We start from the raw sequence: 25,692 nt of genomic DNA, 5'->3' as shown, positions 1-25,692 counted from the left end.
CTCGGCGATCTCGCCGTAGGCCATGTCGTGGAAGTAGCAAAGCTCCACCACGGCGCGGTGTTCCGGCGACAGCTCGGCCATGGCCTTGCGCAGCCGCCCACGCAGTCGCGCCAGGTCCAGCTGCTGCTCCGGCCCGGGGCCGGTATCGGCCGCCTCGGGCCGCTCGCTCGCGTCCACCGGCAGATCCTGGCGGCTGAACGACTTCAGTCCCTTGCGGTAGGCGATGCCGAAGATCCAGGTCGACAGCTTGCTGCGCCCATCGAAGCTGTCGGCACGCTGCCAGACCACCAGCATGGTGTCGTTCAGCACCTCCTCGATGGCCTCGGGCTGGCGCATCAGGTGCGTCAGAAAGCGCCACAACCGCGGGTGATAGATGCGGTAGAGCGCGTCGAAGTCGGCCCGCCGGCCGAGCTTCACGCCGGCCAGCAGGGCCAGTTCCAGCGCCTCGGCGGCCGGCTCACGCCGGGGGGCCGAGGCGTCTTCGCGCTCTTTTCCGGCTCTTCCGACTTTCAGCCACTTCAACATGCTCGTCACAAACGGGTTGCCAATGCGCGTGTGTTCCGGCTCGCGGCCCGGAGGTTCAAGGCGATGGTAGCGAGCCGGCCCCAGGGGCATGGCCGAAGTCAGCGCAAGTCGGTCAGAGCCGTTCCGGCCGCAGCCGCGCACGCGGTTGAATACCTCCACCACCCTCTTACTGAACGCAGCGCCTTCCTCCGCGGCGCATCAGCCACGCGACTGCATCCGGCGTGAAGCAATTGGCTATTCCCCCAGCGTTACACCTGTCATCCAGCACCGACTCAGCCTAAAAATGGGGTTCAGAAGCGCCAAGACTTCTCGATCTATCTCACAGGGAGACATCCAATGCTTAGGAACACCACGATCGGGGTTCGCCTCGCCTTGAGCTTCGGCTTCGTCCTGGCGCTGATCGCGGCGCTCATCGTGTTCGCCATCCTTCGGCTTGGTTTCATCGGCGACGCCACCTACAAGATCCTCAACGAGGACTGGGTCAAATCCGAAGCCGCATCCACCATCGACACGCTCACACGTGCCAACGGCCGGAGCACGCTGGAGCTGCTGCTGGCGACCGACGCCCAGCAGCTGGCACGCATCCATGAGCAGATCGACGCGAACCGGAGCGCGGTCAGCGCGGCACTCGAAACCCTCGACAAACTGGTCACGCGCCCCGAAGGCAAGGCCATGCTGGCGCGCCTCAAGGAGGCGCGAGCCCACTATGTCTCGTCGTTCTCTGCAGTGAGCAAGCTGGCCCGCGAAGGGCAGATGTCCGAAGCGCGCGGCCTGATGCTCCAGCAGACGCTGCCGGCGCTGGACGCGCTGGGCACGCCGGTGCGGGAGCTGGTCGTCTTGCAAAAGCGGCTGGCTCACGACAGCGGCGGCCAAGTGGCCGCCGACATTGCCTCCGCCCGCTTGCTGATGCTGCTCTGCGGGTTGGCCTGCGTGGTCATCGGCGCGGCCTGCGCGTGGCGCCTGAGCCGCTCAATCACGCGCCCCATCGCAGCGGCGGTCCAACTGGCGCAAACGGTTGCCGGCGGTGATCTCACCACGCGCGTCGACGTGCGGGGCGGCCGGGACGAAGCGGCCCAGCTGCTGCTCGCACTGAGCCGCATGAATGAAAGCCTGGTCCGCATCGTCGGTGAGGTGCGGCAAGGCAGCGACCACATTGCCAGCGGCTCTGCACAGATCGCAACCGGCAATGCCGACCTGAGCCAGCGAACCGAGGAGCAGGCGAGCAACGTGCAAGAGACGGCCGCGTCGATGGAGCAGATCACCAGCACCATCAAACAAAATACCGAGACCGCCCAGCAAGCCAACGAGATGGCCACGTCGGCGGCATCGGCGGCGATCAAGGGAGGCGAGGCAGTGGGCCAACTGGTCACGACCATGCACGACATCACTGCGGCGTCGAAGAAGATCGTCGACATCATTGGCGTGATCGACAGCATCGCCTTTCAAACCAACATCCTGGCACTGAACGCGGCTGTCGAAGCGGCCCGCGCCGGTGAGCAGGGCCGCGGTTTCGCGGTGGTTGCCACCGAAGTGCGCACGCTCGCACAGCGCAGCGCTCAAGCGGCCAAGGAGATCAAGACGCTGATCGGCGACAGCGTCGACAAGGTGGATGCTGGCGCCCGCCTGGCCGGCCAAGCCGGGACGGGCATGGACGACATCGTGCGCCAGGTGCAGCGCGTGAGCGAACTCATTGCCGAGATCTCCAGTGCCTCGCGAGAACAGGCCAGCGGTGTCGGACAAGTGGGGGACGCCATGAGCCAGCTCGACGAGGTGACCCAGCAGAACGCCGCCCTGGTCGAGGAGAGCGCCGCAGCAGCCGAGAGCCTGCGGAAGCAGGCCGCGAAATTGGCCGAGGTGGTGTCGGTGTTCAAGCTGCCAGTGCTGCTGGCGTACGAGCAAGGAAACATTGAACACGTCGCCGGCGGCGCGTGGACGGGCCCGCCGTTGCTGGGCCGCAGCTAGCGGCTGTCCATCTCCTCAGGCCCCAACGGACTGCGGCACACAGCCTCGCAGCTCTTCAACACTTGGGAGGCGCTATCGTTGCGCCATGAGCGATGCCGGCGCCCTGCCCCTATCAACCGTTGACAGCCCGACCGAGGCCCGGGCCGACGCGTCGGCCGACGCCGAGCCGCAACTGCTGGCCAGCGGCCCGCGCGAATGGCGGGTCAGCGGCGACTGGACGCTGCTGGCCCTGCGCGGGCGCTACGACGAGTTCCGCCAGTGCATTGCCAGCGCCGTGGCGGAGCATCGCGATGCCTTGTGGGACTTGCGCGGCCTGGGCCGGCTGGACACGGCCGGCGCGCTGACTCTGTGGCAGGGATGGGGCAAGAAGCCGCCGTCGCGCCTGCTGTGGCTGCCCGAGCACGTGACGCTGTTCGCGCAGTTCATGCAGCCGAGCGCAAGCCCCAAGCGACCGCGTCGCCTCGGCCCGGGGCTGCAGCGCGCCAGCCTGAGCCTGCTGGCGTTTGCACGCCACGGCATCGACATCGTCGCCCTCACCGGCCGCCTGCTGCTGGACCTGGGCGTCGTGCTGCGCCACCCGTCGCTGATCGGCTGGCGCGAGATCTCGGCCAATGTCTACCGCACCGGCGCGCAGGCGCTGCCGATCACGGCGCTGGTCGGCTTCCTCGTCGGCCTGACGCTGTCCTACCTGATCTCGCGCCAGCTCAAGGCCTACGGCGCCGACATCTTCATCATCAACATCCTCGGTCTGGCCGTGCTGCGCGAGCTGGGGCCGCTGCTGGCGGCCATCATCGTGGCGGGCCGCTCGGGCTCGGCCATGACGGCGCAGATCGGCGTCATGCGCGTCACGCAGGAGCTGGACGCGCTGTCCGTCATGGGCATCTCGCACACCGTGCGGCTGGTGCTGCCCAAGGTGATTGCGCTGGCCATCTCGCTGCCGCTAGTGGCGCTGTGGACGAGCGCGCTGATGTTGCTGGGTGGCATGGCGGCGGCCGGCTCGCAGCTCAAGCTCGACCCGATGCAGTTCCTGCATTTGCTGCCCAGCGTCGTCGAGCCGGTGAACCTGTGGCTGGGCTGGATCAAGTCCATCCTGTTCGGCGGCCTCATCGCGCTGCTGGCCTGCCACTTCGGGCTGCGCGTGAAGCCCAACACCGAGAGCCTGGGGCAGAGCGTCACGCAGTCGGTCGTCACGGCCATCACGCTGGTCATCGTCGTGGATGCGATCTTCGCGGTGCTGTTTTCCAATGCGGGGGTTTGAAATGCAGAACAAAGTTGGTATTGGGTTTCTTTCGGGTCACAGGGCATGACGGCCACCGAACCCATCATCGAAGTCAACAACGTGACCACCGCCTTCGCCGGCCACGTCATCCACCGCAACCTCAACCTCACCGTGCATCGCGGCGAGGTCATGGCGCTGATCGGCGGCTCGGGCTCGGGCAAGACGACGCTGCTGCGCCTGCTGCTCGGCCTGGAGGTGCCGCAGGCCGGCAGCGTCAAGATCTTCGGCCACCCGCTGGGCCGCTGCGCCGCGCGCGACCTGGAGCGCGTGCGCTACCGCTGGGGCGTGCTGTTCCAGGCCGGCGCGCTGTTCTCGGCCCTCAGCGTGTTCGACAACATCGCCCTGCCGCTGCGCGAGTTGAAGAGCGTGCCGGCCGATCTCGTCAAGCCGCTGGTCATGCTCAAGCTGGCCCAGGTCGGACTGAAGGCCGACGACGCGCTGAAGCGGCCGGCCGAGCTGTCGGGCGGCATGGTCAAGCGCGTGTCGCTGGCGCGGGCGCTGATCCTGGACCCGCAGTTGCTGTTCCTGGACGAGCCCACCGCCGGGCTCGACCCCGACAGCGCCAAGCAGTTCGTCAAGCTGCTGCGCAAGCTGAGACAGGAGCTGGGGCTGACGGTCGTCATGGTCACGCACGATGTCGACACGCTGTTCGCCGTCGTCGACCGCGTGGCCGTGCTGGCCGACCAACGCATCCTGGCCTGCGGCCCGCTGGCCGACGTCGCGCGGCTGCCCCATCAATTCGTGCGCAACTTCTTCCTCGGCCATGTGCAACGTTGTGCCGAGGAAGACCTGCGGCGCTTCCGCCTCAGCCTGGACGACACCAGCGACGAAGGTGGCATACCCGCCGTGCTTCGAGAAGAACAATCTGCCTGAAGTGAAAACCAAACAAAGGTAGCTGACCGAAAACACCCATGGAAAACAAAGCACACGCCCTCGCCGCCGGTCTCTTCCTGCTGCTGCTCGGCCTCATGCTGGCCGCCAGCGTGGCCTGGTTCCAGGGCGACCGCACGGCGCGCGTGCACTACACCGTCGTCGCGCGCAGCGGCGTCCCCGGCCTCAACCTGAAGGCGCCGGTCAAGCTGCGCGGCGTGGAGGTGGGCTGGGTCGACAGCATCGGCTTCGACCCCGAAGACCCGCGCCAGATCCTCGTCGGCATCACGGTCGACGCGGCAGCGCCCGTGTCGGCCAGCACGCATGCGCAACTCGGCTTGCAAGGCGTCACCGGCCTGTCCTTCGTCAGCCTGGAGGAGGCTGACACCAAGGCCGCCCTGCAGCGTGCCGCGCCGGGTGCGCGCCTCGCGCTCAAGCCGACGCTGCTGGACCGCCTGGCCGAGAGCGGCCCGCTGCTGCTGGCCGGCTTTGCCGAGACGGCCGAACGGCTGAACGCACTGCTCAGCGAAGGCAACCGCGCGCAGCTCAACCGCAGCCTCGCGCAACTGGAGCAGGCCGCCGGCGACACCAGCCGCCTGATGGCCGCGCTGCAGCCCGGCGCCCGCGCGCTGCCGGTGTTCCTGAAGGATGCCGACGCGACCGCCCAGCGCGCCAGCGCGGCCCTGCGCGAAATCGAATCGCTGGCGGCCGACAGCCGCGCGCTCGCCCAGGACCTGAAAACCCGCGTCGCCGTGCTGGACCGGCTGGACGGCGCGGCCACGCAGTTGCAGACGACCACCCGCAACCTCGAACTCGCGCTGGTGGGCGACACACCGCCGCGCAGCCGCCCGCTGCTGGGCGACATCGCCGCCGCCAGCCGCAGCGTGGAGCGCACCGCCGCCGACCTTGGCGACCAGCCGCAAAGCCTGCTCTTCGGCCGCAGCTCACGGCCGCCCGGGCCGGGGGAAGCCGGCTTCGCGGACCGCCTGGCAGGTGCCAACAAATGAGACTCGCCCTCACCCTGCTCGCCGCGCTCGCTTTGAACGCCTGCTCGCTCGCGCCGACCACACCCGCCCGCGCCGTCTACGACCTCGGCCCCGCGCCGGCCACTGCAGCCACCGGCGGCACGCTCGCCTGGCGCCTCGCCGACGTCACCGCACCGCCCTGGCTCGGTGGCGAAGGCATCGCCTACCGCCTGAGCTTCCAGCAGGCCCAGCGCCTGGAGCACTACCGCGACAGCGTCTGGGCCGCAGCACCCGCCGCGCTGCTGACGCAACGTCTGCGCGAACAGCTGGCGGCCGCGCCGGGCTGCGCCGGCAAGCAAGCCGGCCTGCTCGCCATCAACCTCGGCGAGTTCGAGCAGGTCTTCACCAGCGCGACAAGCAGCCTGGCCGTGCTGCGCGTCCAGGCCACGCTCTGGCCGGCCGGTGGCGGCGCGGCGCTGCAGCAGCACTGGCGTATCGAGCGCCCCGCCGCGCCCGACGCGACAGGTGCGGTACGCGCATTGGCGCAGACGGTGGACGACTGGCTGCCACAACTCGCCACCTGGCTGGCGGCGTCCTGCCGGTGAGCGCAACCCGCGTCGTACTGGCGCTGCTGTTGCTGCCCGCGCGGGCCGCTCAGACGGGCAGCTCGTAGACCGTCGCGCTGGCGCGCTCAGCCGCCGTGTGGCCGCCCAGCGCGCGGTCCCATTCCGGGCCGCTGGCGCCGGTGCTGGCCGCAGCCGTCTTGATCAGCTCGACCACCTCCTCGGTGCCGGCGTCGAACTCGCCGACCTGGGTGCGGTCGGCCAGAAAGAGGCGGGCCATGCCGCCGTCGTTCGAGCCGATGACGACGAGAAAGCGAGACACCTGCCGGTGCGTCTGCTGGGCGTGCGGGGGCGGCACTTCATGGCCAAAACCGTCATTCATGGCTGCTCCTCAAGCGTTGTCGCCATCATGCACGCAGCGCGGCGTAACAACAGATTTCAGTCGCCCGCTGCCGCCGGCGTGCACGCCTGCCCGAGTGCTTCGCCGCCCCATCGGCGTGCCTGGGTAAACCAGAAGCCCTGCGGTGGACCGCGCAAGTTATCTTTATTGAACCGCTGTTTCATTTTATAGAACCGTGAATCCAACCCCTTCGGCCGCCTCCCGGCCGGTGTCGATTGCCGCCCTGGGCGAATGCATGCTCGAACTGCAGGGCCAGGCCTTCGGCAACCTGCGCCAGACCTTCGGCGGCGACACGCTCAACACCGCCGTCTACCTGGCCCGCTGCGGCGGCACCGACCTGCACGTGCATTACGCGACGGCCCTGGGCGACGACAGCCTCAGCGCCGGCATGCTGGAGCGCTGGGCCGCCGAAGGCGTGCTGACCGGCCTGGTGCAGCGCCTGCCCGGGCGCGTGCCGGGGCTCTACCTGATCGAACTGGATGAAGGCGGCGAGCGACGCTTCCACTACTGGCGTGGTCAGGCGGCGGCGCGGTCGTATTTCGACGCGGCCAGCACCTCGCTGGAGGAGCAGGCCGAGGCGCTGGATGCGCTCTACCTCTCCGGCATCAGCCTGGCCATCCTGCCCCAGGCCGGCCGTGAGCGCGTGCTGGCGCTGATGACGCGCATGCGTGCTGCCGGCAAGGTCGTCGCCTTCGACAACAACTTCCGCCCCCGGCTGTGGGACTCGGTGACCGACGCGCGCTACTGGTATGGCCGCGCCTTCGCGGCGGCGTCCATCGCGCTCATCACGGCCGACGATCACCAGGCCTTGCACGGCCTGCCCGACCTGGCCGCTGCCGTCAGCGCCGCCCAGGCCCTGCCGGTGGCGGAGATCGCTATCAAGCGCGGCGCGCTGTCGGCCATCGTTGGCGGCAGTGGCAACGGCAGCGGCTGGCAGGAGGTGGCGACCGAGGCCGTGCCGCGCGTTGTCGACACCACGGCGGCGGGCGACTCCTTTGCCGCCGGCTACCTGAGCCAGCGCCTGCGCGGCGCCATGCCTGCCCAGGCTGCGGCCTTCGGCAACCGGCTCGCGGCGCGCGTCATCCAGTACCCCGGCGCACTGATCCCGCGCGAGGCCATGCACGACCTGCTTCAAGGCTGAACCCGATGCGAATCCTCTGCACGCTGGCCCTCGCGGCCACCGCCGGCCTGTGCCATGCCCAGATTGAATGGCAAGGACAGGCCCCGCTGCACCCCGCCACCTACGTGCATGCCGGCTGGGCTCAGACGACGGGCGGCCAGGGCGGCAAGATCATTCGCGTGACGACGCTGGCGGCCGAAGGCCCGGGCAGCCTCACGGCGGCGCTAGAGACGAGCGGCCCGCGCATCGTCGTCTTCGAGGTTGGCGGCGTCATCGACCTGGGCGGTAAGAGCGTGAAGCTGCGCGAGGGCCGCGTCACCATCGCCGGCCAGACGGCGCCCAACCCCGGCATCACGCTCGTCAAGGGCGAGCTGGAGGTGTTCGCCAAGGACGTCATCCTGCAGCACGTCAGCATCCGCCCCGGCGCCTACGGGCGCGGCAAGCGCAGCGGCAACGACCATGACGGCCTGTCCACCGGCGACGGCGCCGAGCGCGTCATCGTCGACCACTGCAGCTTCTCCTGGGCGACGGACGAGAACCTCTCCGTCGGCGGCCACCGCTTCGAGGGCGCCACGCCCGACGACTGGCGCGCCCACACCTCGCACGCCATCACCTACAGCCACAACCTCATCTACGAGGGGCTGAACGAGGCGGTGCACATCAAGGGCGAGCACAGCAAGGGCAGCCTCATCCACGACAACGCCACGCAGATCCTGCTGCTGGGCAATGTCTACGCGTCCAACCGCGAGCGCAACGCGCTGTTCAAGGGCGGCGTGTGGGGCGCGATGGTCAACAACCTGATCTACAACCCCGGCTGGCGCGCCGTGCACTACAACCTGATCGCTCACGAGTGGGTGGGCCGGCCCTACCAGACCGGCAAGATCACGCTGGCCGGCAACGTCTACCGCGCCGGCCCGAATACCGAGCGCAACCTGCCGCTGTTCACGCTCGGCGGCGTGGGCGATGTGCAGCTCTTCGAGCAGGACAACCTCGCGCAAGACCGCCAGGGCCAGCCGCTGCCGACGACGGGCCGCTACACCTCCGGCCCCGCGCAGATCGTGCCGGCGCGCGAGCCCTATCTGCCGGCCGGCCTGAAGTGGCTGGCGCCGCGCGAGCTGGAGCGGCTGCTGCCGCTCGTCGTCGGCTCGCGGCCTTGGGCGCGCGACCCGCTGGACTTCAAGCAGCTCAGCGACATCGCCGAGGACCGCGGCACCCTCATCGACGACGAGACCCAGAACAACCCCGATGGCCTGCCCAAGCGCAAGCCCACGCAACGCGCCTTTGTGGAGGCCGACTGGAACCTCACCGACATGGCGCCGAAGGCGGGCTGGCAGTCGTTGTTCACGCAGGTTTCGCGATGACCGTTCTGCGCCGTGAGCTGCTGGCGCTGCTGGCGGCGCCCACGGCCTGGGCGGCCGACTGTGCCGACGCACCCGGCCAGCCCTATCTGCCGCCGTGCAAGCCCTGGCCGAAAGGCATCGAGGGCCAGCGCAAGGCGGACTTGGGCGATGGCCGCTACCTGAACCCGGTGCTGGCCGGCGATCGGCCCGACCCCACGGTGCTGAAGGACGGCGACGACTACTACCTGACGCACTCCAGCTTCGAGGCCGTGCCGGGCCTCTTGATCTGGCACTCGCGCGACCTCGTCAACTGGCAGCCCGTCGCCAACGCGTTGAAGGAAGCCGTCGGCAGCGTCTGGGCGCCGGACCTGTGCAAGCACAAGGGCCGTTACTACCTCTACCTGCCGGTCAAGAGCACGCCGGCCGACATCCTCGTCATGTGGGCCGACCGCATCGAGGGCCCGTGGTCCAAACCCGTCGCGCTCGGCCTGCACAAGCACATCGACCCAACGCATGTCGCCGATGAAAACGGCCAGCGCTGGCTGTTCCTGAGCGGCGGCGACCGCGTGCGACTCAGCGCCGATGGCCTGAAGACCGTCGGCGCCATCGAGCACATCTACGACCCCTGGCACTACCCCGATGACTGGGACGTCGAGAGCTTCTCGCCCGAAGGCCCCAAGATGCTGCGCCACGGCGGCTGGTGGCACATGCTGCTGGCCGTGGGCGGCACGGCCGGGCCACCGACCGGGCACATGGTCATCGCCGCGCGCAGCCGCACGCTGGAAGGCCCCTGGGAGCAGGCGCCGCACAACCCGCTGATGCGCACGACCTCGCCGCGCGAGCGCTGGTGGTCGCGCGGCCATGGCAGCCTCGTGCAAGGCCCGCGTGGTGACTGGTGGATGCTGTATCACGGCTACGAGAACAGCTTCCACACGCTGGGCCGGCAGATGCTGCTGGCGCCCGCGCGCTTCAGCGCCGATGGCTGGTTCCATGTCGACGTGGACGACGGCCAGCCCCTGCCCATGCCGGCCGGCGGCCAAGCCTTGCCACACGGCCTCGCCCTGTCCGACGACTTCGCTGGCAGCACGCTCAAAGCCCACTGGCAGTTTCTCAGCGGCAGCGGCCAGATGCCCCGCGCCCGCATCGCCGACGGCAAGCTGCACCTGCGCGCCACACCTGGCAAAGGCCCCGGCGACAGCGCGCCGCTGGGCTTCATCCAGGGTGACCTGGCCTATGAAGTGGAGTTGGATCTCGACTTCGACGAAGGCGTGCAGGCCGGCCTCGTCGTCTTCTACAGCCCGCGCCTGTACGCCGGCATGGGCGCCAACGCGAAGAGCTTCCAGTTGCACCGCTACGGCCTGGACATCCGCGCCGTGCCCAAGCCAGTGGGCATGCCTGCATCGTCGCGCCGCATGCAGCTCAGGCTGACATGCGTGCGCCATGTGCTGACGCTTTACAGCCGCGCCGACGCCTCGCAACCGTGGACGAAGTTCCCGGTACAGATGGACGTGACCGGCTACCACCACAACACCGCGGGCGGCTTCGCCAGCCTGCGCCCGGCGATCTACGCCGCCGGCAACGGCGAGGCGCGGTTCTCGAACTTGCGCTATGGCGCACTCGACTGAAATGAAAACCAAACAAAGCCACAGAGGCACAGAGACAGCGGAATGAAGCTCCCTCTGTGTCTCTTGCCTCTGTGGCTGTGTTCTCTTGCAGAAAACCCCGAGCGGTTTCGTGCGTCGCGGGTGCCGCGAATGCGGAACAGACAACTGAGAAACAAGCAGACAAGCATGAAGAAGACCCTCACCCTGCTGGCCGCACTGCTCGGCACCCACGCCTTCGCGCTGGAACTGAAATCCGCCGACGTCCACAACAGCGACGACTACCCCACTGTCGCCGCCGTCAGGCAGCTCGGCCAGGCGCTGGCCAAGAGCAGCGGCGGCGCGCTGACCGTGAAGGTCTTCAACAAGGGCGCGCTCGGCAGTGAGAAGGAGACCATCGACCAGGTCAAGATCGGCGCGCTGGCGATGACCCGCGTCAACCTGGCGCCACTGGCCGCCATGTGTCCCAAGACGATGGTGCCGTCCCTGCCCTTCCTGTTCCGCGACACGGCCCACATGCGCAAGGCCTACGACGGTGCGCCGGGCGAGGAGATCCTCAAGGCCTGCGAGCACCAGGGCATGGTCGGCCTGGCGCTGTACGACTCCGGCTCGCGTTCCATCTACGCCCGCAAGCCCGTGCGCACGCTGGCCGACACCAAGGGCCTGAAGATCCGTGTGCAGCAGAGCGACCTCTCGGTGGCCGCGATGACCGCCCTGGGCGCCAACCCGTCACCCATGCCGCCGGGCGAGGTCTACACCGGCCTGAAGACCGGCCTCATCGACGCGGCCGAAAACAACATCCCCAGCTACGAGGGCTTCCGCCATTTCGAGGCGGCCAAGTTCTACAGCCGCACCGAGCACGCGATGACGCCCGATGCCCTCTTCATCAGCAAGAAGGTGTGGGACAAGCTCAAGCCCGAGCAACAGGCCCAACTGCGCGACGCCGCCAAGGCCTCTGTCGCCGTGCAGCGCCAGCTGTGGGACGCGCAGGAGGCCAAGGCGCTGGCTGCGGTGAAGGCAGGCGGCGCCGAGATCGTCGTCGTCGACCGCGAGCCCTTCCGCCAGGCCATGCAGCCGGTGATGGCCAAGTTCGTGACCACACCCGACTTGCAGAAGCTGGTGAAGGCCATCCAGGACATCAAATGACGGCCTACACCAAGCTCTGCGCGACGCTGTCGCGCTGGTCGCTGCGCCTGGCCGTGCTGGGGCTCGTCGTGCTCATCGTCTGCGTGCAATGGCAGGTGATCGGCCGCTACCTGCTCAACGACTCGCCGACCTGGACCGAGCCCTTCGCGCTGATGCTGGTGCTCTACATCACGGCGCTGGCCGTGGCGGTGGGCGTGCGTGACGCGGGTCACCTCGGCATGGAGTCCATCGTCGTGCTGCTGCCCAAGGCCGCGCAGCGCGTGGCCGAGGCGCTGATCCATGTCTGCGTGCTGGTCTTCGCCGTGCTGATGGCCGTGGCCGGCTGGCAATGGCTGACGCTGAAATGGGCCGAGCCCAAGCCCATGCTGGGCGTGTCCGAGGGGCTGGACTATCTGCCGCTGGTCATCTCCGGCGTGCTGATCGTGCTGTTCTGCATCGAGCATCTGATCGCGCTGTGGCGCGGTGAATCTGTCGAAGAAGCTGGGGTCTGACGTGGAGGGTATGGAACTTTGGGTCATGTGCATCAGCTTCGTGCTGCTGCTTCTCTTGGGCGTGCCGGTGGCCTTCGCCATCGGGCTGTCGTCCGTCGCCACGGCGCTCGCGGCCGATCTGCCGATGGCCATCGTCTTCCAGAAGATGGTGGGCGGCATGCAGATTTTCTCCTTCCTCGCGATCCCGTTCTTCATCTTCGCGGGCGAGTTGATGCTGCACGGCGGCATCGCCGAGCGCATCGTCAACTTCGCCAACCGGCTGGTGGGCCACGTGCGCGGCGGCTTGGGCATGAGCAACGTGCTGGGCTGCACGCTGTTCGGTGGCGTGGCCGGCTCGCCGCTGGCCGACGTGTCGGCCATGGGCTCGGTGATGATTCCGCTGATGAAGCGCGAGGGCGACGACGCCGACTACGCGGTCAACGTGACGACGCACGCAGCGCTGGTCGGCGCGCTGATGCCGACCTCGCACAACCTCATCATCTACGTGCTCGCCACGGCCGGCATCGCGGCGGTGAGCGTCTTCAACCTCATCCTCGCCTGCCTGATCCCGGCGCTGCTGCTGACCGTGTCCAACCTGGTGGCCGCCTACGCCGTCGCCCGCAAGCGCGGCTACCCGACGCACGGCGCCTTCCCCGGCTGGGCAGCGGTGTTCTCGGCCTTCCTGGCGGCGCTGCCGGGCCTGCTCGTCATCGTGATCATCCTGGGCGGCATCCTCAGCGGCGTGTTCACGGCCACCGAGTCGGCCGCTACCGCCGTCTGCTGGGCGCTGCTGGTCACCGGTGTCGTCTACCGGTCCTTAAGCTGGAAGGGCTTTCTGGCCGCCTGCGCCAAGGCCTGCAAGACGACAGGCGTGGTGCTGCTGCTGATCGGCATCTCGTCGGCCTTCGGCTACTTCATGGCGCTGTACGAGGTGCCGCAGAAGACCGGCGAATGGCTGGAGCAGATGAGCGGCAACAACGCCTGGCTGATCTTCCTGTGGGTCAACGTGCTGCTGTTCGTGCTGGGCACCTTCCTCGACATGGCGGCCACCATCTTGATCTGCACGCCGATCTTCCTGCCCATCTGCATGAAGGCCGGCATGGACCCGACGCAGTTCGGCGTTGTCATGCTGCTGAACTGCGCGCTCGGCCTGAACACGCCGCCCGTGGGCAGTGTCCAGTTCGTGGGTTGCGCGATCGGCGGCATCTCCGTGGGCCAAGTCATGCGCTCCATCGCGCCTTTCTACGGCGCGCTGCTGGTCACGCTGCTGGCGGTCACCTATATCCCGATGCTGTCGCTGACCTTGCCCAAGCTGGTGGGCGGCTGATGCCATGAACGGCCGCCGCCGGCTGCTCGCGGCACTCGCCGCCGGCCCGCTGCTGGCGCGAGCCGACGGGCTGAACGAGACGCTGGCCCGCGTGCAGCGCGCCTGGCGCCCCCGCCTGGCTTGGCGGGCTGACCCTACCTGGCGCACCGACGCGCTGGCCACAGCCCGCCGGCTCATCTTGCTGCCCGGGGACGACGGCAGCACGCTGCAAGGCCAGTCCGCCTTCAGCATGGCGCACCCGGGGCTGGCGGCGGAATTGGATCACCCCGACGTGGCCGCGCTGATTGCGCCCCGGCCCTTGCTGCTGTTCGGGTCGCCCGAGGACAAGCTGTTCCCGTGGGATGCGGTGCAGGCCACCTGGGCCGGCCTCGCCCGAGCCTGGCCACGTCCGGGCGCGATCAGCACACGGCTCACGACCGGCGGGCACCGCTTCGACTCGGAGCAACAGCAAGCGGCGATTGCCTGGCTGGAGCGAGTAGGCTGACGGGACTGTCACTCCCCACCCACGCTCGCCATGCGAATCGGCCTGCTCGCACTCTTGATCGTCGGCGTCGCCGCGAACGCCGCACTTTTCGCCTGGCAACTGCGCGCACCGCCCAAAACGGTGACCACCGTGACCAGCGCCGACGCCGTCGTGATGCGCACGGCAGGCGGCCTGCTGGAGGTCAGCACCGTGTCGGCCGAGGAGCGTTTCGACTCGACAACCACACACACCGTGCTCGGCGTGCCGCTCGGCAAAACGGTGGCGCAGATACGCGTCCCAGCCGTCTACCGCTATCACATCCCACTTGCGAAGGAATGGACGTTGCGTCAGACCGAGGGCGCGCTGATCGTCATTGCGCCGCCGGTCCGCCCGTCCCTGCCCGTGGCGATCGACACCGGCAAGCTCGAATCGTTTGCCCTCGGCTTGTGGTCACCCATCACCGGTGAGGCGGCCGTTCAGTCGCTGCAAAAGTCCATCACCGCCGTACTGGCCACCAAGGCGAACACGGCCATGCTGAGCAAGCTGCAGCGGGAAGCGGCGCGCCTGACGGTCACTGAGTTCGTTCAGAAATGGGTGGCCGAGCAGCCCCGCTGGCCAGGCGGCAAACATCCGGCCATCCTGGTTTTCTTTGCGGACGAACCATTGGGGCAGCGCGCGGCGCCGCTGTTTGCAGCAGCAGCCGAGGGCACGCCACCGTGAGGCTGGGGGCATACGCCATGCGCGCGCACGCGGCTGATGACTGTCGGATCTCACTCATCCCGAGACCGAACCACCCAGCGGATCAGGGTCTTAGCGGCGAGCACCTCGTCGCACCTTGAACCGCCGTCTCACTGAACATTGAACTTTCCGGATTTTGTCTTACTGAAGATGGAACTTAGGACGGCTCCGGCTCCCCGGCGCGGCGGCGGCGTTGACAGGTCAGGGCCGTTTCCCGTGGGAAACGTGCCGTGGACGGACGCTTCAGGCTGGGTGCTGTCGCAGGGAGTCGGCGCCTGAGAGTCAGCAAAGTGCCCAAAGCCGAAATTCCAGATCCACGACGATGTACAGCAGCGCAGCGGGTCCGCTCGAGAACTAAAGCGTCCAGCAGCGCCAGAATGGGCGGCGCCTGAGAAGCCAGGGCGATTGCATGAAGGATTTTGCGACAAATACAACAGATTGGGCGGCTTTTGCCTCGCTAAGTTCTTTGACGGCGCATCCGCTCACGTGGTTGGAAACTGGCGTCGGTCAATCGGCGGGTGCTTGAAATTTGTGCAGCTTGCGGCGGAGCGGTAGAAAAACACGCTCGTTCTGCCTCCGCAACGCCCAATCACCTTGTTCTGACACCTGTGGGCAGGGATTAGCACAAATTTGCCTTCCCGCTCATGCAATCGCCCTGCCTGAGAAGCAACCCTAGCCTCGTCCAGCGGAGAGTTTCAACTATTGCCAACAGGGCCTCGACAATACCGAAAGATCCACCAAGTCCTTCGACAGGCTCAACGAAAAAGTAATAGGCTGCGCTGCGCTCCACCGTCAGAGTCATCAACATGTCACGTTGGCGGGAATTAGTTGCACAGCGCCCGCGGTTAGAACTAGGGCGAAAATAATATAAACGCGGCCGCTAATGACCAATTTTCTGACCAATATGATGGAGTAGCGGGGCGACGTGGACCAACATGAACGCAACAGCGCGATCCCGATCTTTTAGCAGCGGCAAAAGAAAATTCCAGTCATCAACTAACTGCCCGACAGAATAACTGCTTGGCTCTTTGGTGAAATCATAGCGCTCATCATCCGGCACGCCCCAATAGAAATCTTGATCTAAATTAAAGACATGTTGCCCAAGATCAAACTCTATATGATCGAAGATTTGATTAACAATCAACCTGAGATCCGCTATGCTAATGCTATTTTCCATTCTTGTCCTCGCACTCTTTAATCAATTTCTTAAAATTCTCTATTTGACCTTTCAAACTATTGACTCGAGTATCCATAATCTTTTTAGCCAGTTCTGGATTGTTTTTCAACAAAGCAACAATAAGGTGACCAAGATTGTCCATTGACGTCGGATCAGCTTTGTACTGCTCCAGCTTTGCTTCATGACTTGCTAGTTCTCGACGCAAACCCTCACAGGGATCTTTGCCATTGCCTTGAAATGCCCTAACGATACCGCTTACCGTATCTCGTATAGCTTGTTGACCCGGGGGTGACATCATTATTATGCCTACTCCAATGCCAGCCACAATAACAGCCTCCGCTGCTATCTCCCCTGTGGGGTCGGTTCTAGCGAGTGGGTTTCCCCCGACATATGCGTAGGTATTGGCGCCACCTTTCAGCCCTATAGGGTCACTTTGAGTATAGCGACCAATCGTCGGATCGTAATACCGGTTCCAATTGTACCAAAGCCCGCTCTCAGTATCCATATACTGCCCTGGGAACCCAAGATTGAGCACGCTAACACTTCCTGGGACAACCGTCCGGCTGAACGAATGGTTCGACGCCCGCCACACCACCTGCGCCGACTGGTTGGTCAGTACCTCCGGCCGCCCCAGGTGATCGTTGTGACTTGCATAGAAAGCCCCGGCTCGCATGAGCCCGATCATCTCGCCATTGAGCCACACGTAGGCAGTACTGCCTTCCGGCCCGCGCTCGTACAGCAGTTGGCCGCGCGAGCCGTAGACGAAGGTGGTCACGCCCGCTGCCGTGCTCTTCCACAGCCGCTGGTTGGTAGGCCCGTAGCCATACGTGGCCACCACGGTGCCGCCGTCTTTCACCTGCACCAGCCGGTTAAAGCCGTCGTAGACGTAGGTGTGCACGGTGCCGGTGGGCGCGTTCTGCGTCATGTTGCCCGCAGCGTCGTAACTGAAGCTGCGCGTGCCGCCGTTGCTGCCGGTGACAGACACGAGGCGGTTGGACGCCGGATCCATGACGTAGGTGTAGGTCGTGCCGTTGAGGACGTGCGTCTGCCGGTTGCTGCTGGCATCCAGCCCGAAGCCCTGGTTGGCACCGTTGCGCAAGACGTTGTTCAGCCGGTCCTGGGCGTCGTAGCCAAGTGAGGACGACTCACTCGACCCGTAGACCGTGTCGTTGATGCTAGCGAGGGTGTCCAAGGTGGGCGTATAGCCGAACTGCAGTCCGTGCACCGTGCCGCCGTTGAGCTGGGTGAGCCGGCGATCAGCGTCCTGCGTATACAGCCGCGGCAGCCCGTTGCCGAAGCGCCAAGCGTAGCGCTGGTTGCTGGCCGGCTGGTAGAGCATGCTGTCTGCCACGACAAAGCCGCCGTTGCCGGCATTGCCCAGCACCGTGCTCAAGCGGCCGTAGCTGTCGTACTGGAACGTCAGGGACTGGCCATCGGGGTAGCTCATGCCGGTGAGGCGGCCAGAGGTGTCGTAGCTCCAGCCCACGGTGAGCGTTTGGCCCTGGGCCAGCACGGTCTGGCTGGCCAAGCGGCCACCGGCTTCATAGGCGAACTTGACGCTGCCGCCCGTCCCGGCCATGGTCGTGAGGCTGCCCTTGCCGTAACTCCCTTCGTCATAGACGAAATATTCACTAAGGCCCGATACGGTCTGGGAGGTCTGGCGGTTTAATGCGTCCCAACCATGGGATAGCGTTACGCCATTTGCCAGACTCTCCGTCGCAAGGCGCCCGCCCGCGTCGTAGCCGAATGTAGTATTACCCCTGTCGGGACTTGTCTTGGAAGTGAGTTGACCGAAGCCGTTGTAGGTATATCGCGTAACCAAGCCGCGAGCGTCGGTAACTGATTGCAGGAACCCTGCAGGGTTAAAAGCGTATTGCACCGTAGAACCATCTGGCGCGGTTGTTTTTGTCGGCCGGTTAGCAGCGTCGTAGGTAGCATAGGTTGTCCGCCCCGCTGCATCGACAACGCTTTTTACGTTTCCATTGGCATCATACATAAACGTGCTAACTTGGCCGTTGTTGCCCAGTTGTTTGCCCGGTCGTCCAGCCGCAGCTTGGTCCATTATTGTGGTTTGACTGAATGTACCAGCCGCAGATACGCTAAAACCACCGCCGCTAAAAGTTGCGACGTTTCGATTGCTCTGAAAAACCTTTGTATTGCTGCCCAACGGCGACGTTAAACCGACGCGCTCACCGAGCGCATTTGTCACGGCAATCTGCTCACCGGAGCTGGCATAGGAAAACGAGTCGTTGCCCCCATCGGACGTGGCAACTCTTGCTAGATTACCTTGGCCGTCATACGTGAACGCGCCAAGCGATACGCCGACGACGTTAGCGCCGAGCGCGCGCCCGAGATTGTCATAACTCATCAGTGTGACCTGCCCTGATGCATCGACCTGACGCCCAGGGTTGCCAAGTCCGTCAAAATCACTGAACGAAGTTACGTGTCCCGCCCCATTTGTCATCGATACATTGCGGCCCACAGCGTCAAACGCCATTGAGCTTGAATATTCTCCGCTTGGCGCGGTCCAATACTCTGTCCAGCCCGTCGGCACGTATGCCGCATTAGTTGAGTAAACTCTTCGCATCTGCCTAAAAGGCTGCGAGCCCGATGTCAAATCCGTGATTTTTCTTGTCAACGGCAACATGCCATACAAGGAGCTGGAATAAGTAAATTCCTCTTTGAGAATTGGCGTGTTGGCGGCGTCATATTCCACCCGACTCAGCAGAGCTGGGGCTACACCATTGGTTCCGAGTTGGTATGAAAAAACAGTCTTTCGTTGACTTGATGTGCCTGAAGCAGAAACCTTCTCGAGGAGCAGGCCGTCCTTATTGTATTTATAGGTTGAACTTACGTTGTTGAAGTCTCGCGAAGAACTGAGTAAACCATTTGCATCGTAGGTTTGGCTCGACGCCAGACTCGGGCAATACGATGAACCATCGCTAGTCACAGAAGAGAGTAAACGCTGTCCCGCTACGACGGCAAACTGATAGCGAGTTTTGTATCCTTGCGAATCGGTTTTTACGGTATAGGGGGCGCCGCTCGAGTCAGTACCGTATTCGAACGTATCGGCAATGGATCCGTCCAAGAGGACGCTACTTTGTACTTTTCCGTCGGAGAAATATCGATAGTTGGATATCCGAATGCCTGCCGCGCTGTAGCCTGTCAAACGAGAAGCATTACTGTCTTCGTAATAGTATTGGTAGCTGCCGATCCCACCCGCATCTGACGGCGGCGTTACTTGCGCCAACATGCCATTAGCGTTGTACCCATATTGCCAAGTTTTTCCGTTCGGCGCCGTCACGGACACCGCATGTTGGTTGGCAGCATCCCACCCAATAGTTACTTGATCGCCAAAATAATTTTTTACGGAGATGATTTTGCCAGCAGAATTTCTTGTAAAGACGTAAAGCGGCGCCGTACCATTAAGGATAGAACTGATCCGAAAATCGTTCAGTCCGCTTGCAGATGTAAACACGTACGTGAGCTGACCAACGCTCAACGTCAGCTTTTTGGTGGAGCCCCAAAATTGCCCCCAAATTCCCGACGAATAGGGGCCTTCAGACAGGTTGTTAGTATCCGTTATGCGTGCGGGCGTAAAGTAAAGATGATACGGGGCTTGAGGGCTTGGAGGAATGAAGCGATAGAAGCGTTGGACAGCTCCGTCGGGTGTTTGAAGGCTTAATACGGACGGAGAGCAGCCGAAAGAGCCACCACATGTACTACTGTCTGCAGTAAGTTGATAATCAAGGGTGGAACGCCATCCGGGGCCGAACAATGCATCCGGCCCTGTACTTCCATCGGAGCTATAGGTTCGTCGAAGTGACAACGCTAAATTCGACGAGTGCGCAAAATCCGCCGAAGCCAAATATTTTGCTCCCGTTGCCAAAATCACCGGCGCGTCAGATTTCACTGATACCGGCGGGGTTGGGCTCTTATCGCTACAATCTGAAGAAGCTGGCGCCCCATTCTGAGCTGACGTTACGCTATAGCCTTGCTCAGCAGTGCCTACCGAACGCGGCGCATCAGGCAGCGTAATGTTTGGAAAATTTCCGGAATAGATACCATAGAGACATTCGCCGATTATTCCGCAGTCGAAGGTCGCGCGCGTTACCAGGGACCGTTACTCTTTCTAGTTTGTTTTCAGCAAATGCTGAAAATGCCGTCAGCGCACATATGAATAATAGCTGGTTTTTAAGCAAACCAGCCGCCGTCCCCACTTTGCTTTTCATAACTTATCCCTTGGGTTTCTATCTATATCGCACCGGAGCACGAGCGCCTGAGCCTGCTCCTTAGATTAACGAAGGTTAAGTTCAAACGTAGGCCTCTCTCCTTGGTGAAAGCATGAAGCTGGTGTCAGGGACGTCAGACCCGATTCAAAGACGCTGGGCGCGCCGCAATTCATCCAAACATAGGCTCCGTCACCCTTGTGCGCACAGTGAGGATTAGGCTCACGCCGCCATGTCCGACGGGCTGGCAGTCCTGCCGTGCAGCGCCGCCCTATAACTTCAGGTGAGGCTGAGTGGATGTGCTTTGAACGTGACACAAACACGGCTCGCAGTTGCGCGGGAAGCTGCAACAGGTGCCGCCAGTTGCGCTGTGCGCCCCGCAATGCCAGTATTCATGCGGGTTGCGAGGGGTTTTGCGGGGCCACCGTCTTCGTACCGCGGATGTTCCAGCTGGGCGATGCCTTCCAGTTCGGCTGAAGCGAGGAAGGCCTGGTGGCGGGCGGAGTTACCACAACGCCAAGGTGGCGCACCAAAAGCTCTGCGCCAGGCCCGCGCCTTCTCGCTGGTGGCCTACCCCGGGCAGGGCCACGAGATGCTACTCAATGCGCAGACTCGCTCGTTCGCGTTGCTGGGCGGCAGCCAGCCGGGGCGCCTACGACAACATGCGCACAGCTGTCGACAAGTTCAAGAAGGGCAAGGGCCGTATCGTCAATGCCCACTTCGCGGTCATGTGCAACCACTACCTGTTCGACCGGGACTTCTGCAACCGCGCCTCGGGCGGGTAGAAGGGCGTCGTCGAGAAGAAGGCGCAGGTCAAGGTTCGGTCGGCCGCAACAGTCAGCTTCTACAGGTGGGGCGGTCACCCAGCCGGGCCCTGTTCGACACCGGTATCGGCTTCAGCGGTCACTAAGCCTCTAGAACGGGGTGACAACAGCCAGCCTATGGCTGAGGTTCGGCGAGTTTCTGCTTTGGGCACTTTGCTGTCGCACGGACGATGGCCGCGACGGTCAGCAACGCTGCATAGCGATCAACGACGCGCCCGCCAGCCCGGCGGCTAGGCGGGCCCAGCTTGAGCAGTTCCATCTTCAGTGAAAAAAGTTCCACCTTGAGTGAAAACCGACAACGACAGCGATGCCTGTTCCACAAGCCGCCTACCGCGTGACGCTGCAAGGACCCGGCGCGCTGACGGCGCAAGGTGTGCTCCTGATCTACTTGTGAACACCATGAAAGTCCTCGCCATCTCCGGCAGCCTGCGCGCCGCGTCCATCAACTCAGCGCTGCTGCGAACCTTCCAACACCTGGCGCCGCCCGACATCGAGGTCCAGCTCTGCACCTTCGTCGGCGACTTGCCGCTGTTCAACCCAGACCTCGAAGCGGACCTGCCGCTGAGCGTGCAGGCGCTGCAGATGCAGGTCGCGGCGGCCGACGCGCTGCTGATCGCCAGCCCCGAGTACGCCCACGGCGTGACCGGTGCCATCAAGAACCTGCTGGACTGGCTGGTCAGCTTCGAGCCCTTCGTGAACAAGCCCGTCGCCGTGCTCAACGCGTCGCCGCGCGCCCACCATGCCGACGCGGCACTGAGGGAAACGCTCACGACCATGTCGGCCGTCATCGTCGAGCCGGCGTCGATCAGCATCCCGCTGTTGGGAGCAAACCTCGGCGAGCAGGACATGGCGAGCACGCCGGCAATCACCCAGGCCATCCTGGCGTCACTCACCGCGCTGTCACAAGCCGTGAGCTTGGGGCGAACTGCAGAGGATGCGACATTCCCATTGAGCGCCGAAAATCACACGGACTATTGAACACGACCGTCCCATGAGCAATGTCATTCCCATCGGCATGAGCCACCGCATCGCGGGCACGTGGAAGTACTGCGACGGCTTCACCGACACGGAGTACTCATTCGAGGTCGTCGATGGCACCGTTGCCGTTCAGGTATGCGACACCTCGGACGGCGAAATGCCAGAGATCTACGACATCCAGTGGAGCGAGCGCGAACTGATGCTTCGCTTTGCCGCGCACTGGAGCACTGGGCGGCTGGTCAAATACAGCATCGCCGTCGGCCCGAACACGGACCGCATCGAAGCCACCGTCACCTCGACCTGGCAGGAACTGTGGGAAAGGCAGTGAGAGCCTGGACGGCGTCCTCTGCAGGTAGGAAGGCGGCCTTGAGACCCTACCCTGGCCGCGCCACACTCGGGTCAAACCAGCACGGATTACCCCCATGAACGAACTGCTCGCCGCCTACCGCTACACCTCCAACAACTGGGCGCAGATCGAGGCAAGCCAGCAATGCGGCTGCTGCAACTGCGTCGAGCTCTTCAGGCCCGACGAGATCGTCGGTTGGACCGGGCTGACGATGGACAACATGAACGACAGCGCCGCCGTTGCGCAGCAGACGGCCATGTGCCCGCGCTGCGGCTCCGAGGCCGTGCTGGGTGACGGCTGCGGCTTCCCCATCGATGCGAACTTCCTGGCGCGCATGAACGAGGCCTGGTTCCAGCGCACGCTGATCCGCCGGCCCGCGGCGACCAAATAAGGCTGCTAACGTCGCAACCCTCGACACACAGGGCTGGCGAACGGCGATGACCTTTGGCTACAAGACGGCGTGGTTCGCCATCCGCGCCACAGACCGCGAAGCCGTGGCCCGGGCGTTGGGGCTCAAGCACCTCACGCCAGCGCCGGCAGATGCCGCGATCACCGCTGCGTACCGAGAGCCGGGCAAGGTGTTCGTCACACCCGCCCTCGACGGCTGGACGCTGGCCATGAGCAGTGGTTTCCTCACGCTGGCGGAAGGAACGCCGCCACCCTTCCTCGACAGGCTGCGCCGCGTATCGGCGGAGCTGGGCACCGAAGCGCAGTTCTTCGCCAGCCACCGCGTCGTCGAGCTGCATGCCTGGGGTCGCGCGGCGCTCGGCCAGCTCGACCGCGCCTACTGCTACTGCGGCCACTCCGGGGAGACGAGCGTCGACGCGGGCAATCAGACGACGCAGGAGGTGCAGTTGGGGCACAGCTTCTACGACTCCTCAAGCCCCGAGGCGCGGACGGATGCCTACTGGGAGCGCGACGATCTTCGCTTCGCGAATGAAGAGGACGTGATGGAGGTTGCCGGCCTCTGGAGCGTCAACCCGCAAAGCCTGGAGGACCTGCGCGAAGGCTTTCTCGCGGACGGCGAGTTGCCGGCCGTGCCTGCGGCGCCAGCAGTGCCAGCCCCGGCCAAGAAGCCGTTGTGGCGCTTTTGGTGAAGCGACTGGGCATCGCCGCCCTCGCCCTCGTGGCAATGACCACCTCGGCGCTGGCAGCCACCAGCCAATGCTTCGGTACCACCAGCAGCGGCCGCATCGAAGCCAGCGTCGCCCTGCCCGCCAACGGCCCTAATTTCTCGCCCTACAGCGGCCTCGGCGTGTCGTTGGGTCGCACGCATGTGCATGCCAAGGTGGCCGAGATCGTCGCCGCAGCCTATGCCGAACTGGCGAAGCAGGCGCCTGACGTGCACTACGTCTACGGCGAGACGGGCTGGCCGTCCGGCGGGCGCTTCAGGCCGCATCGCTCGCATCAGAACGGCCTGTCGGTCGATTTCTTCGTGCCGGTGCGCGACGAGGGCGGTAAGTCCGTGCCCTTGCCCACGCCTGTGGGCGAGCGGTTCGGCTATGACATCGAGTTCAGCGACGACGGCCGCTGGGGTGCCTACCGCGTCGACTTCGCCGCCATGGCCGAGCACCTCTACCAACTGCATCGCGCGGCGGCCGAGCGCGGCATCGGCCTGGCGCTGGTCATCGTCGACAAGCCCTTTCTGCCCCAGCTGTTCGCCACGCCTCGCGGCGACTACCTGAGGCAGCACCTGAACTTCATGAAGGGCAAGCCCTGGGTGCGGCATGACGAGCACTACCACGTCGATTTCGCGGTGCCCTGCAAGGCCTTGAACTGAACGCAATGAGCCCGTCAACCATCGCCACACGCGCACTCAAGGCCATCGTCCTCGTGATCGCCGGTCTCGGCACGTTGGCCGCAGCGCTCATCGGGGCTTTTCTGACAACCGTCGTTTCGGGCCACGTCACCAGCGTCTACGCGCTGACCTCGCTGGTCTGGGTCGTCACTTTGCTTGCCATGCTGGCCGGATTGGCGCTGCTGATGAAACGCCTGGCATGGCCTTGGCGAGCTGCGCTCGGCGTGTGCCTACTGGCGGGCAGCTTCATGCTGCTGCCGCGACACGGCTGCGGGGACGAGCCTCCAGCGCGAAGCAGTTGCTGACCCGCATGGGGCCCGCAAGCTCCGCAGCTGCGCTGGCGCTCATTTACCGCCAGCACCGAGCCCCTCAGGGCGCCAGCGTCTTCGCGCCCGCCAGCTCCGGCCTGTGCTTCACCAGCCCCTCCATCACCTGCTCCGAGAAGAACGCCGCGCCCTTGGGGCCGAGGTGGGTGCGGTCGAAGCGCGGCGGGGCTTCGGCCAGCGTGTCGGCGGCGGGTTGGCCCATGGCGGCCACGGCGGCGTTGCTGATGGCGTTCAGGTCCAGCACGGGCACGCCCTGCTCGGCGCCGACCTTGAGGATGCTTTCGGCCCAGGGGCGCAGGTCGTTGGGCAGCACGCCTTCCTTGAAGGTGCGGCGCGTCAGCGGCGTGATGAGCATCACCTCGCCGCCGGCGGCCTTCACGTCTTTCACGTAGCCGGCCATGTTGGGGCTGAACTCGGTGGCGAAGTCGGTCGAGCGGCCGGGCTTGCCGGGCTGGTCGTTGTGACCGAACTGGATCAGTACGTAGGTCCTGTCGTTTGCGCCGTCAGCCGCACCGACCCGCTGTTCACGCAGCAGCTTGATCATCCCGTCCCATAATCCTTCCGCGCGAAAGCTGCCGGAACTGCGGCCGCCTTTGGCGAGATTGATGCAGGTAACGCCCGGCTGGAACAGCTGGCAGAATGCGTCGCCGTAGCCCGTGCGCGCCTGCATGGTCGAGTCGCCGACCAGGATCACGCGCACACCGGGTTCCGCCGCGGCCTGCGCCCATCCCGACGCAACAATGCATGCGAAGGCCGCTGCTACTGATGATGGGCTGGTCATTCGCATGGAACGCTCAGGCCGGCGCAGCAGAAAGCGTCTTGTTGTACACCGTGCTGCCGATGGTCACGTTGCGCAGCGTGAGTCCTTCGACGTTGTACAAATAAAGTGGATTGGCTGCGTTGGCGGGCGTGCCGAAATTGCAGTCGCTGATGGTGATGTTGCTCACCGGCAGGACTTTTGGCGACTTGTCCGTTCCGTTATAGCTCGCAGGCACCGGCCCCTGTATCACGATGGCCTGGTATCCCGAAAAATTCCCACCCTGCCCGGCCACATTGCCCACCTTGACGTTCGAGATCGTGATCCCGGACACGATGGGTGGGCGGGTGCGCACATTGTCGTTGACCGGATCGTAATCGCAGTCAATGGTGATGATGCCGCCGGCAGAAGTCGCCACCGACTTTGGCTTGATCGGGCCATTGGCGAGCGGTGTGTAGAACGACGGATTGATACGAACGCCATTGGGC

Annotated in this window: 24 protein-coding genes and 2 pseudogenes; 20 read left to right on the top strand and 6 right to left on the bottom strand. The window is 64.8% G+C overall.

Annotated features, from left to right (window positions below; all coding sequences use genetic code 11):
• Positions 1–525, bottom strand: a 525-nt coding sequence (locus ABIS05_RS15185) for a sigma-70 family RNA polymerase sigma factor (RefSeq protein ID WP_348010398.1), incomplete at its 3' end; no start/stop codon positions are given.
• A gap of 336 nt (positions 526–861) precedes the next feature.
• Here ABIS05_RS15185 and ABIS05_RS15180 point away from each other — a divergent pair.
• The 5 genes from ABIS05_RS15180 to ABIS05_RS15160 all read left to right on the top strand — a co-directional run bounded on the left by ABIS05_RS15180 (position 862) and on the right by ABIS05_RS15160 (position 6,206).
• A complete protein-coding gene (locus ABIS05_RS15180; RefSeq protein WP_348010397.1) occupies positions 862–2,487 on the top strand; it encodes a methyl-accepting chemotaxis protein in 1,626 nt (541 codons plus the stop codon).
• Positions 2,488–2,572: 85 nt separating this feature from the next.
• Positions 2,573–3,745, top strand: a complete 1,173-nt coding sequence (locus ABIS05_RS15175; RefSeq protein WP_348010396.1) for an ABC transporter permease — start codon at positions 2,573–2,575, stop codon at positions 3,743–3,745.
• A gap of 45 nt (positions 3,746–3,790) precedes the next feature.
• Positions 3,791–4,639: an ATP-binding cassette domain-containing protein gene (locus tag ABIS05_RS15170; protein ID WP_348010395.1), complete on the top strand. Its 849-nt coding sequence runs from the start codon at positions 3,791–3,793 to the stop codon at positions 4,637–4,639.
• A 38-nt stretch (positions 4,640–4,677) separates the two neighbouring features.
• A complete protein-coding gene (locus ABIS05_RS15165) occupies positions 4,678–5,643 on the top strand; it encodes an MlaD family protein (RefSeq protein ID WP_348010394.1) in 966 nt (321 codons plus the stop codon).
• Positions 5,640–6,206 carry an ABC-type transport auxiliary lipoprotein family protein gene (locus ABIS05_RS15160; RefSeq protein ID WP_348010393.1) on the top strand — a complete coding sequence of 189 codons (567 nt, stop codon included), beginning with the start codon at positions 5,640–5,642 and terminating at the stop codon, positions 6,204–6,206. Before ABIS05_RS15165 ends, ABIS05_RS15160 begins: the two co-directional genes overlap by 4 nt.
• A gap of 49 nt (positions 6,207–6,255) precedes the next feature.
• Here ABIS05_RS15160 and ABIS05_RS15155 read toward each other — a convergent pair whose 3' ends face one another.
• On the bottom strand, positions 6,256–6,546 hold the full coding sequence (locus ABIS05_RS15155) for a hypothetical protein (protein WP_348010392.1): 291 nt from the start codon (positions 6,544–6,546) through the stop codon (positions 6,256–6,258).
• 193 nt (positions 6,547–6,739) lie between these two features.
• Here ABIS05_RS15155 and ABIS05_RS15150 point away from each other — a divergent pair, with 193 nt between their 5' ends.
• From ABIS05_RS15150 to ABIS05_RS15115, 8 genes are all read left to right on the top strand, one after another.
• On the top strand, positions 6,740–7,705 hold the full coding sequence (locus ABIS05_RS15150) for a sugar kinase (RefSeq protein ID WP_348010391.1): 966 nt from the start codon (positions 6,740–6,742) through the stop codon (positions 7,703–7,705).
• Positions 7,706–7,710: 5 nt separating this feature from the next.
• Positions 7,711–9,045 carry a hypothetical protein gene (locus ABIS05_RS15145; RefSeq protein ID WP_348010390.1) on the top strand — a complete coding sequence of 445 codons (1,335 nt, stop codon included), beginning with the start codon at positions 7,711–7,713 and terminating at the stop codon, positions 9,043–9,045.
• Positions 9,042–10,649: a family 43 glycosylhydrolase gene (locus tag ABIS05_RS15140; protein ID WP_348010389.1), complete on the top strand. Its 1,608-nt coding sequence runs from the start codon at positions 9,042–9,044 to the stop codon at positions 10,647–10,649. Before ABIS05_RS15145 ends, ABIS05_RS15140 begins: the two co-directional genes overlap by 4 nt.
• A gap of 165 nt (positions 10,650–10,814) precedes the next feature.
• Positions 10,815–11,771, top strand: a complete 957-nt coding sequence (locus tag ABIS05_RS15135; protein ID WP_348010388.1) for a TRAP transporter substrate-binding protein — start codon at positions 10,815–10,817, stop codon at positions 11,769–11,771.
• Positions 11,768–12,262 (top strand): TRAP transporter small permease, encoded by a 495-nt coding sequence (locus ABIS05_RS15130; protein WP_348010387.1) that lies wholly within the window; start codon positions 11,768–11,770, stop codon positions 12,260–12,262. The genes ABIS05_RS15135 and ABIS05_RS15130 overlap by 4 nt, the downstream gene beginning before the upstream one ends.
• Positions 12,263–12,272: 10 nt before the next feature.
• Positions 12,273–13,568 carry a TRAP transporter large permease gene (locus ABIS05_RS15125; RefSeq protein WP_348010386.1) on the top strand — a complete coding sequence of 432 codons (1,296 nt, stop codon included), beginning with the start codon at positions 12,273–12,275 and terminating at the stop codon, positions 13,566–13,568.
• Between the two features lie 4 nt (positions 13,569–13,572).
• Positions 13,573–14,052, top strand: a complete 480-nt coding sequence (locus ABIS05_RS15120; RefSeq protein ID WP_348010385.1) for a hypothetical protein — start codon at positions 13,573–13,575, stop codon at positions 14,050–14,052.
• 30 nt (positions 14,053–14,082) lie between these two features.
• A complete protein-coding gene (locus ABIS05_RS15115) occupies positions 14,083–14,751 on the top strand; it encodes a hypothetical protein (RefSeq protein WP_348010384.1) in 669 nt (222 codons plus the stop codon).
• 898 nt (positions 14,752–15,649) lie between these two features.
• On the opposite strand, the gene ABIS05_RS15110 is transcribed toward ABIS05_RS15115, so the two are convergent.
• The gene (locus ABIS05_RS15110) at positions 15,650–15,946 is read right to left on the bottom strand and encodes a hypothetical protein (RefSeq protein ID WP_348010383.1); all 297 of its coding nucleotides are present in this window, start codon (positions 15,944–15,946) and stop codon (positions 15,650–15,652) included.
• Entirely contained in the window at positions 15,936–19,859 is a 3,924-nt protein-coding gene (locus ABIS05_RS15105; protein WP_348010382.1) for an RHS repeat-associated core domain-containing protein, read from the bottom strand. The genes ABIS05_RS15110 and ABIS05_RS15105 overlap by 11 nt, the downstream gene beginning before the upstream one ends.
• Positions 19,860–20,604: 745 nt before the next feature.
• Here ABIS05_RS15105 and ABIS05_RS15100 point away from each other — a divergent pair.
• From ABIS05_RS15100 to ABIS05_RS15070, 7 genes and pseudogenes are all read left to right on the top strand, one after another.
• Positions 20,605–20,957, top strand: a pseudogene (locus ABIS05_RS15100) (IS21 family transposase); the annotation flags it as partial.
• 441 nt (positions 20,958–21,398) lie between these two features.
• Positions 21,399–21,977: an NADPH-dependent FMN reductase gene (locus tag ABIS05_RS15095; RefSeq protein WP_348010381.1), complete on the top strand. Its 579-nt coding sequence runs from the start codon at positions 21,399–21,401 to the stop codon at positions 21,975–21,977.
• A 13-nt stretch (positions 21,978–21,990) separates the two neighbouring features.
• Positions 21,991–22,305 (top strand): hypothetical protein, encoded by a 315-nt coding sequence (locus ABIS05_RS15090; RefSeq protein ID WP_348010380.1) that lies wholly within the window; start codon positions 21,991–21,993, stop codon positions 22,303–22,305.
• A gap of 94 nt (positions 22,306–22,399) precedes the next feature.
• Positions 22,400–22,714: a hypothetical protein gene (locus ABIS05_RS15085; RefSeq protein ID WP_348010379.1), complete on the top strand. Its 315-nt coding sequence runs from the start codon at positions 22,400–22,402 to the stop codon at positions 22,712–22,714.
• Positions 22,715–22,760: 46 nt separating this feature from the next.
• The gene (locus ABIS05_RS15080; RefSeq protein WP_348010378.1) at positions 22,761–23,420 is read left to right on the top strand and encodes a hypothetical protein; all 660 of its coding nucleotides are present in this window, start codon (positions 22,761–22,763) and stop codon (positions 23,418–23,420) included.
• Complete coding sequence (locus tag ABIS05_RS15075) at positions 23,417–24,103, top strand: penicillin-insensitive murein endopeptidase (RefSeq protein WP_348010377.1); 687 nt, start codon at positions 23,417–23,419, stop codon at positions 24,101–24,103. Before ABIS05_RS15080 ends, ABIS05_RS15075 begins: the two co-directional genes overlap by 4 nt.
• 5 nt (positions 24,104–24,108) lie before the next feature.
• Positions 24,109–24,426, top strand: coding sequence for a hypothetical protein (locus ABIS05_RS15070; protein ID WP_348010376.1), 318 nt, complete (start codon positions 24,109–24,111; stop codon positions 24,424–24,426).
• 64 nt (positions 24,427–24,490) lie between these two features.
• Here the strand turns inward: ABIS05_RS15070 and ABIS05_RS15065 are convergent, their stop codons facing one another.
• Both ABIS05_RS15065 and ABIS05_RS15060 read right to left on the bottom strand, forming a co-directional pair.
• On the bottom strand, positions 24,491–25,147 hold the full coding sequence (locus ABIS05_RS15065; RefSeq protein WP_348010375.1) for a rhamnogalacturonan acetylesterase: 657 nt from the start codon (positions 25,145–25,147) through the stop codon (positions 24,491–24,493).
• A gap of 94 nt (positions 25,148–25,241) precedes the next feature.
• Positions 25,242–25,692: pseudogene (locus ABIS05_RS15060) on the bottom strand (endopolygalacturonase); the annotation flags it as partial.

It is taken from the genome of Roseateles sp., from assembly GCF_039929605.1.
In the GTDB taxonomy this organism is placed as follows: Bacteria; Pseudomonadota; Gammaproteobacteria; order Burkholderiales; family Burkholderiaceae_C; genus Pelomonas.
The sequence above is the reverse complement of the archived record's forward strand: the minus strand, read 5'-3'. Positions and strand labels throughout refer to the sequence as shown.

Coding starts and splice junctions, on each gene's coding strand:
- ABIS05_RS15180 (WP_348010397.1), top strand. CDS start 862: ATGCTTAGGAACACCACGATCGGGGTTCGCCTCGCCTTGAGCTTCGGC.
- ABIS05_RS15175 (WP_348010396.1), top strand. CDS start 2,573: ATGAGCGATGCCGGCGCCCTGCCCCTATCAACCGTTGACAGCCCGACC.
- ABIS05_RS15170 (WP_348010395.1), top strand. CDS start 3,791: ATGACGGCCACCGAACCCATCATCGAAGTCAACAACGTGACCACCGCC.
- ABIS05_RS15165 (WP_348010394.1), top strand. CDS start 4,678: ATGGAAAACAAAGCACACGCCCTCGCCGCCGGTCTCTTCCTGCTGCTG.
- ABIS05_RS15160 (WP_348010393.1), top strand. CDS start 5,640: ATGAGACTCGCCCTCACCCTGCTCGCCGCGCTCGCTTTGAACGCCTGC.
- ABIS05_RS15155 (WP_348010392.1), bottom strand. CDS start 6,546: ATGAATGACGGTTTTGGCCATGAAGTGCCGCCCCCGCACGCCCAGCAG.
- ABIS05_RS15145 (WP_348010390.1), top strand. CDS start 7,711: ATGCGAATCCTCTGCACGCTGGCCCTCGCGGCCACCGCCGGCCTGTGC.
- ABIS05_RS15140 (WP_348010389.1), top strand. CDS start 9,042: ATGACCGTTCTGCGCCGTGAGCTGCTGGCGCTGCTGGCGGCGCCCACG.
- ABIS05_RS15135 (WP_348010388.1), top strand. CDS start 10,815: ATGAAGAAGACCCTCACCCTGCTGGCCGCACTGCTCGGCACCCACGCC.
- ABIS05_RS15130 (WP_348010387.1), top strand. CDS start 11,768: ATGACGGCCTACACCAAGCTCTGCGCGACGCTGTCGCGCTGGTCGCTG.
- ABIS05_RS15125 (WP_348010386.1), top strand. CDS start 12,273: ATGGAACTTTGGGTCATGTGCATCAGCTTCGTGCTGCTGCTTCTCTTG.
- ABIS05_RS15120 (WP_348010385.1), top strand. CDS start 13,573: ATGAACGGCCGCCGCCGGCTGCTCGCGGCACTCGCCGCCGGCCCGCTG.
- ABIS05_RS15115 (WP_348010384.1), top strand. CDS start 14,083: ATGCGAATCGGCCTGCTCGCACTCTTGATCGTCGGCGTCGCCGCGAAC.
- ABIS05_RS15110 (WP_348010383.1), bottom strand. CDS start 15,946: ATGGAAAATAGCATTAGCATAGCGGATCTCAGGTTGATTGTTAATCAA.
- ABIS05_RS15095 (WP_348010381.1), top strand. CDS start 21,399: ATGAAAGTCCTCGCCATCTCCGGCAGCCTGCGCGCCGCGTCCATCAAC.
- ABIS05_RS15090 (WP_348010380.1), top strand. CDS start 21,991: ATGAGCAATGTCATTCCCATCGGCATGAGCCACCGCATCGCGGGCACG.
- ABIS05_RS15085 (WP_348010379.1), top strand. CDS start 22,400: ATGAACGAACTGCTCGCCGCCTACCGCTACACCTCCAACAACTGGGCG.
- ABIS05_RS15080 (WP_348010378.1), top strand. CDS start 22,761: ATGACCTTTGGCTACAAGACGGCGTGGTTCGCCATCCGCGCCACAGAC.
- ABIS05_RS15070 (WP_348010376.1), top strand. CDS start 24,109: ATGAGCCCGTCAACCATCGCCACACGCGCACTCAAGGCCATCGTCCTC.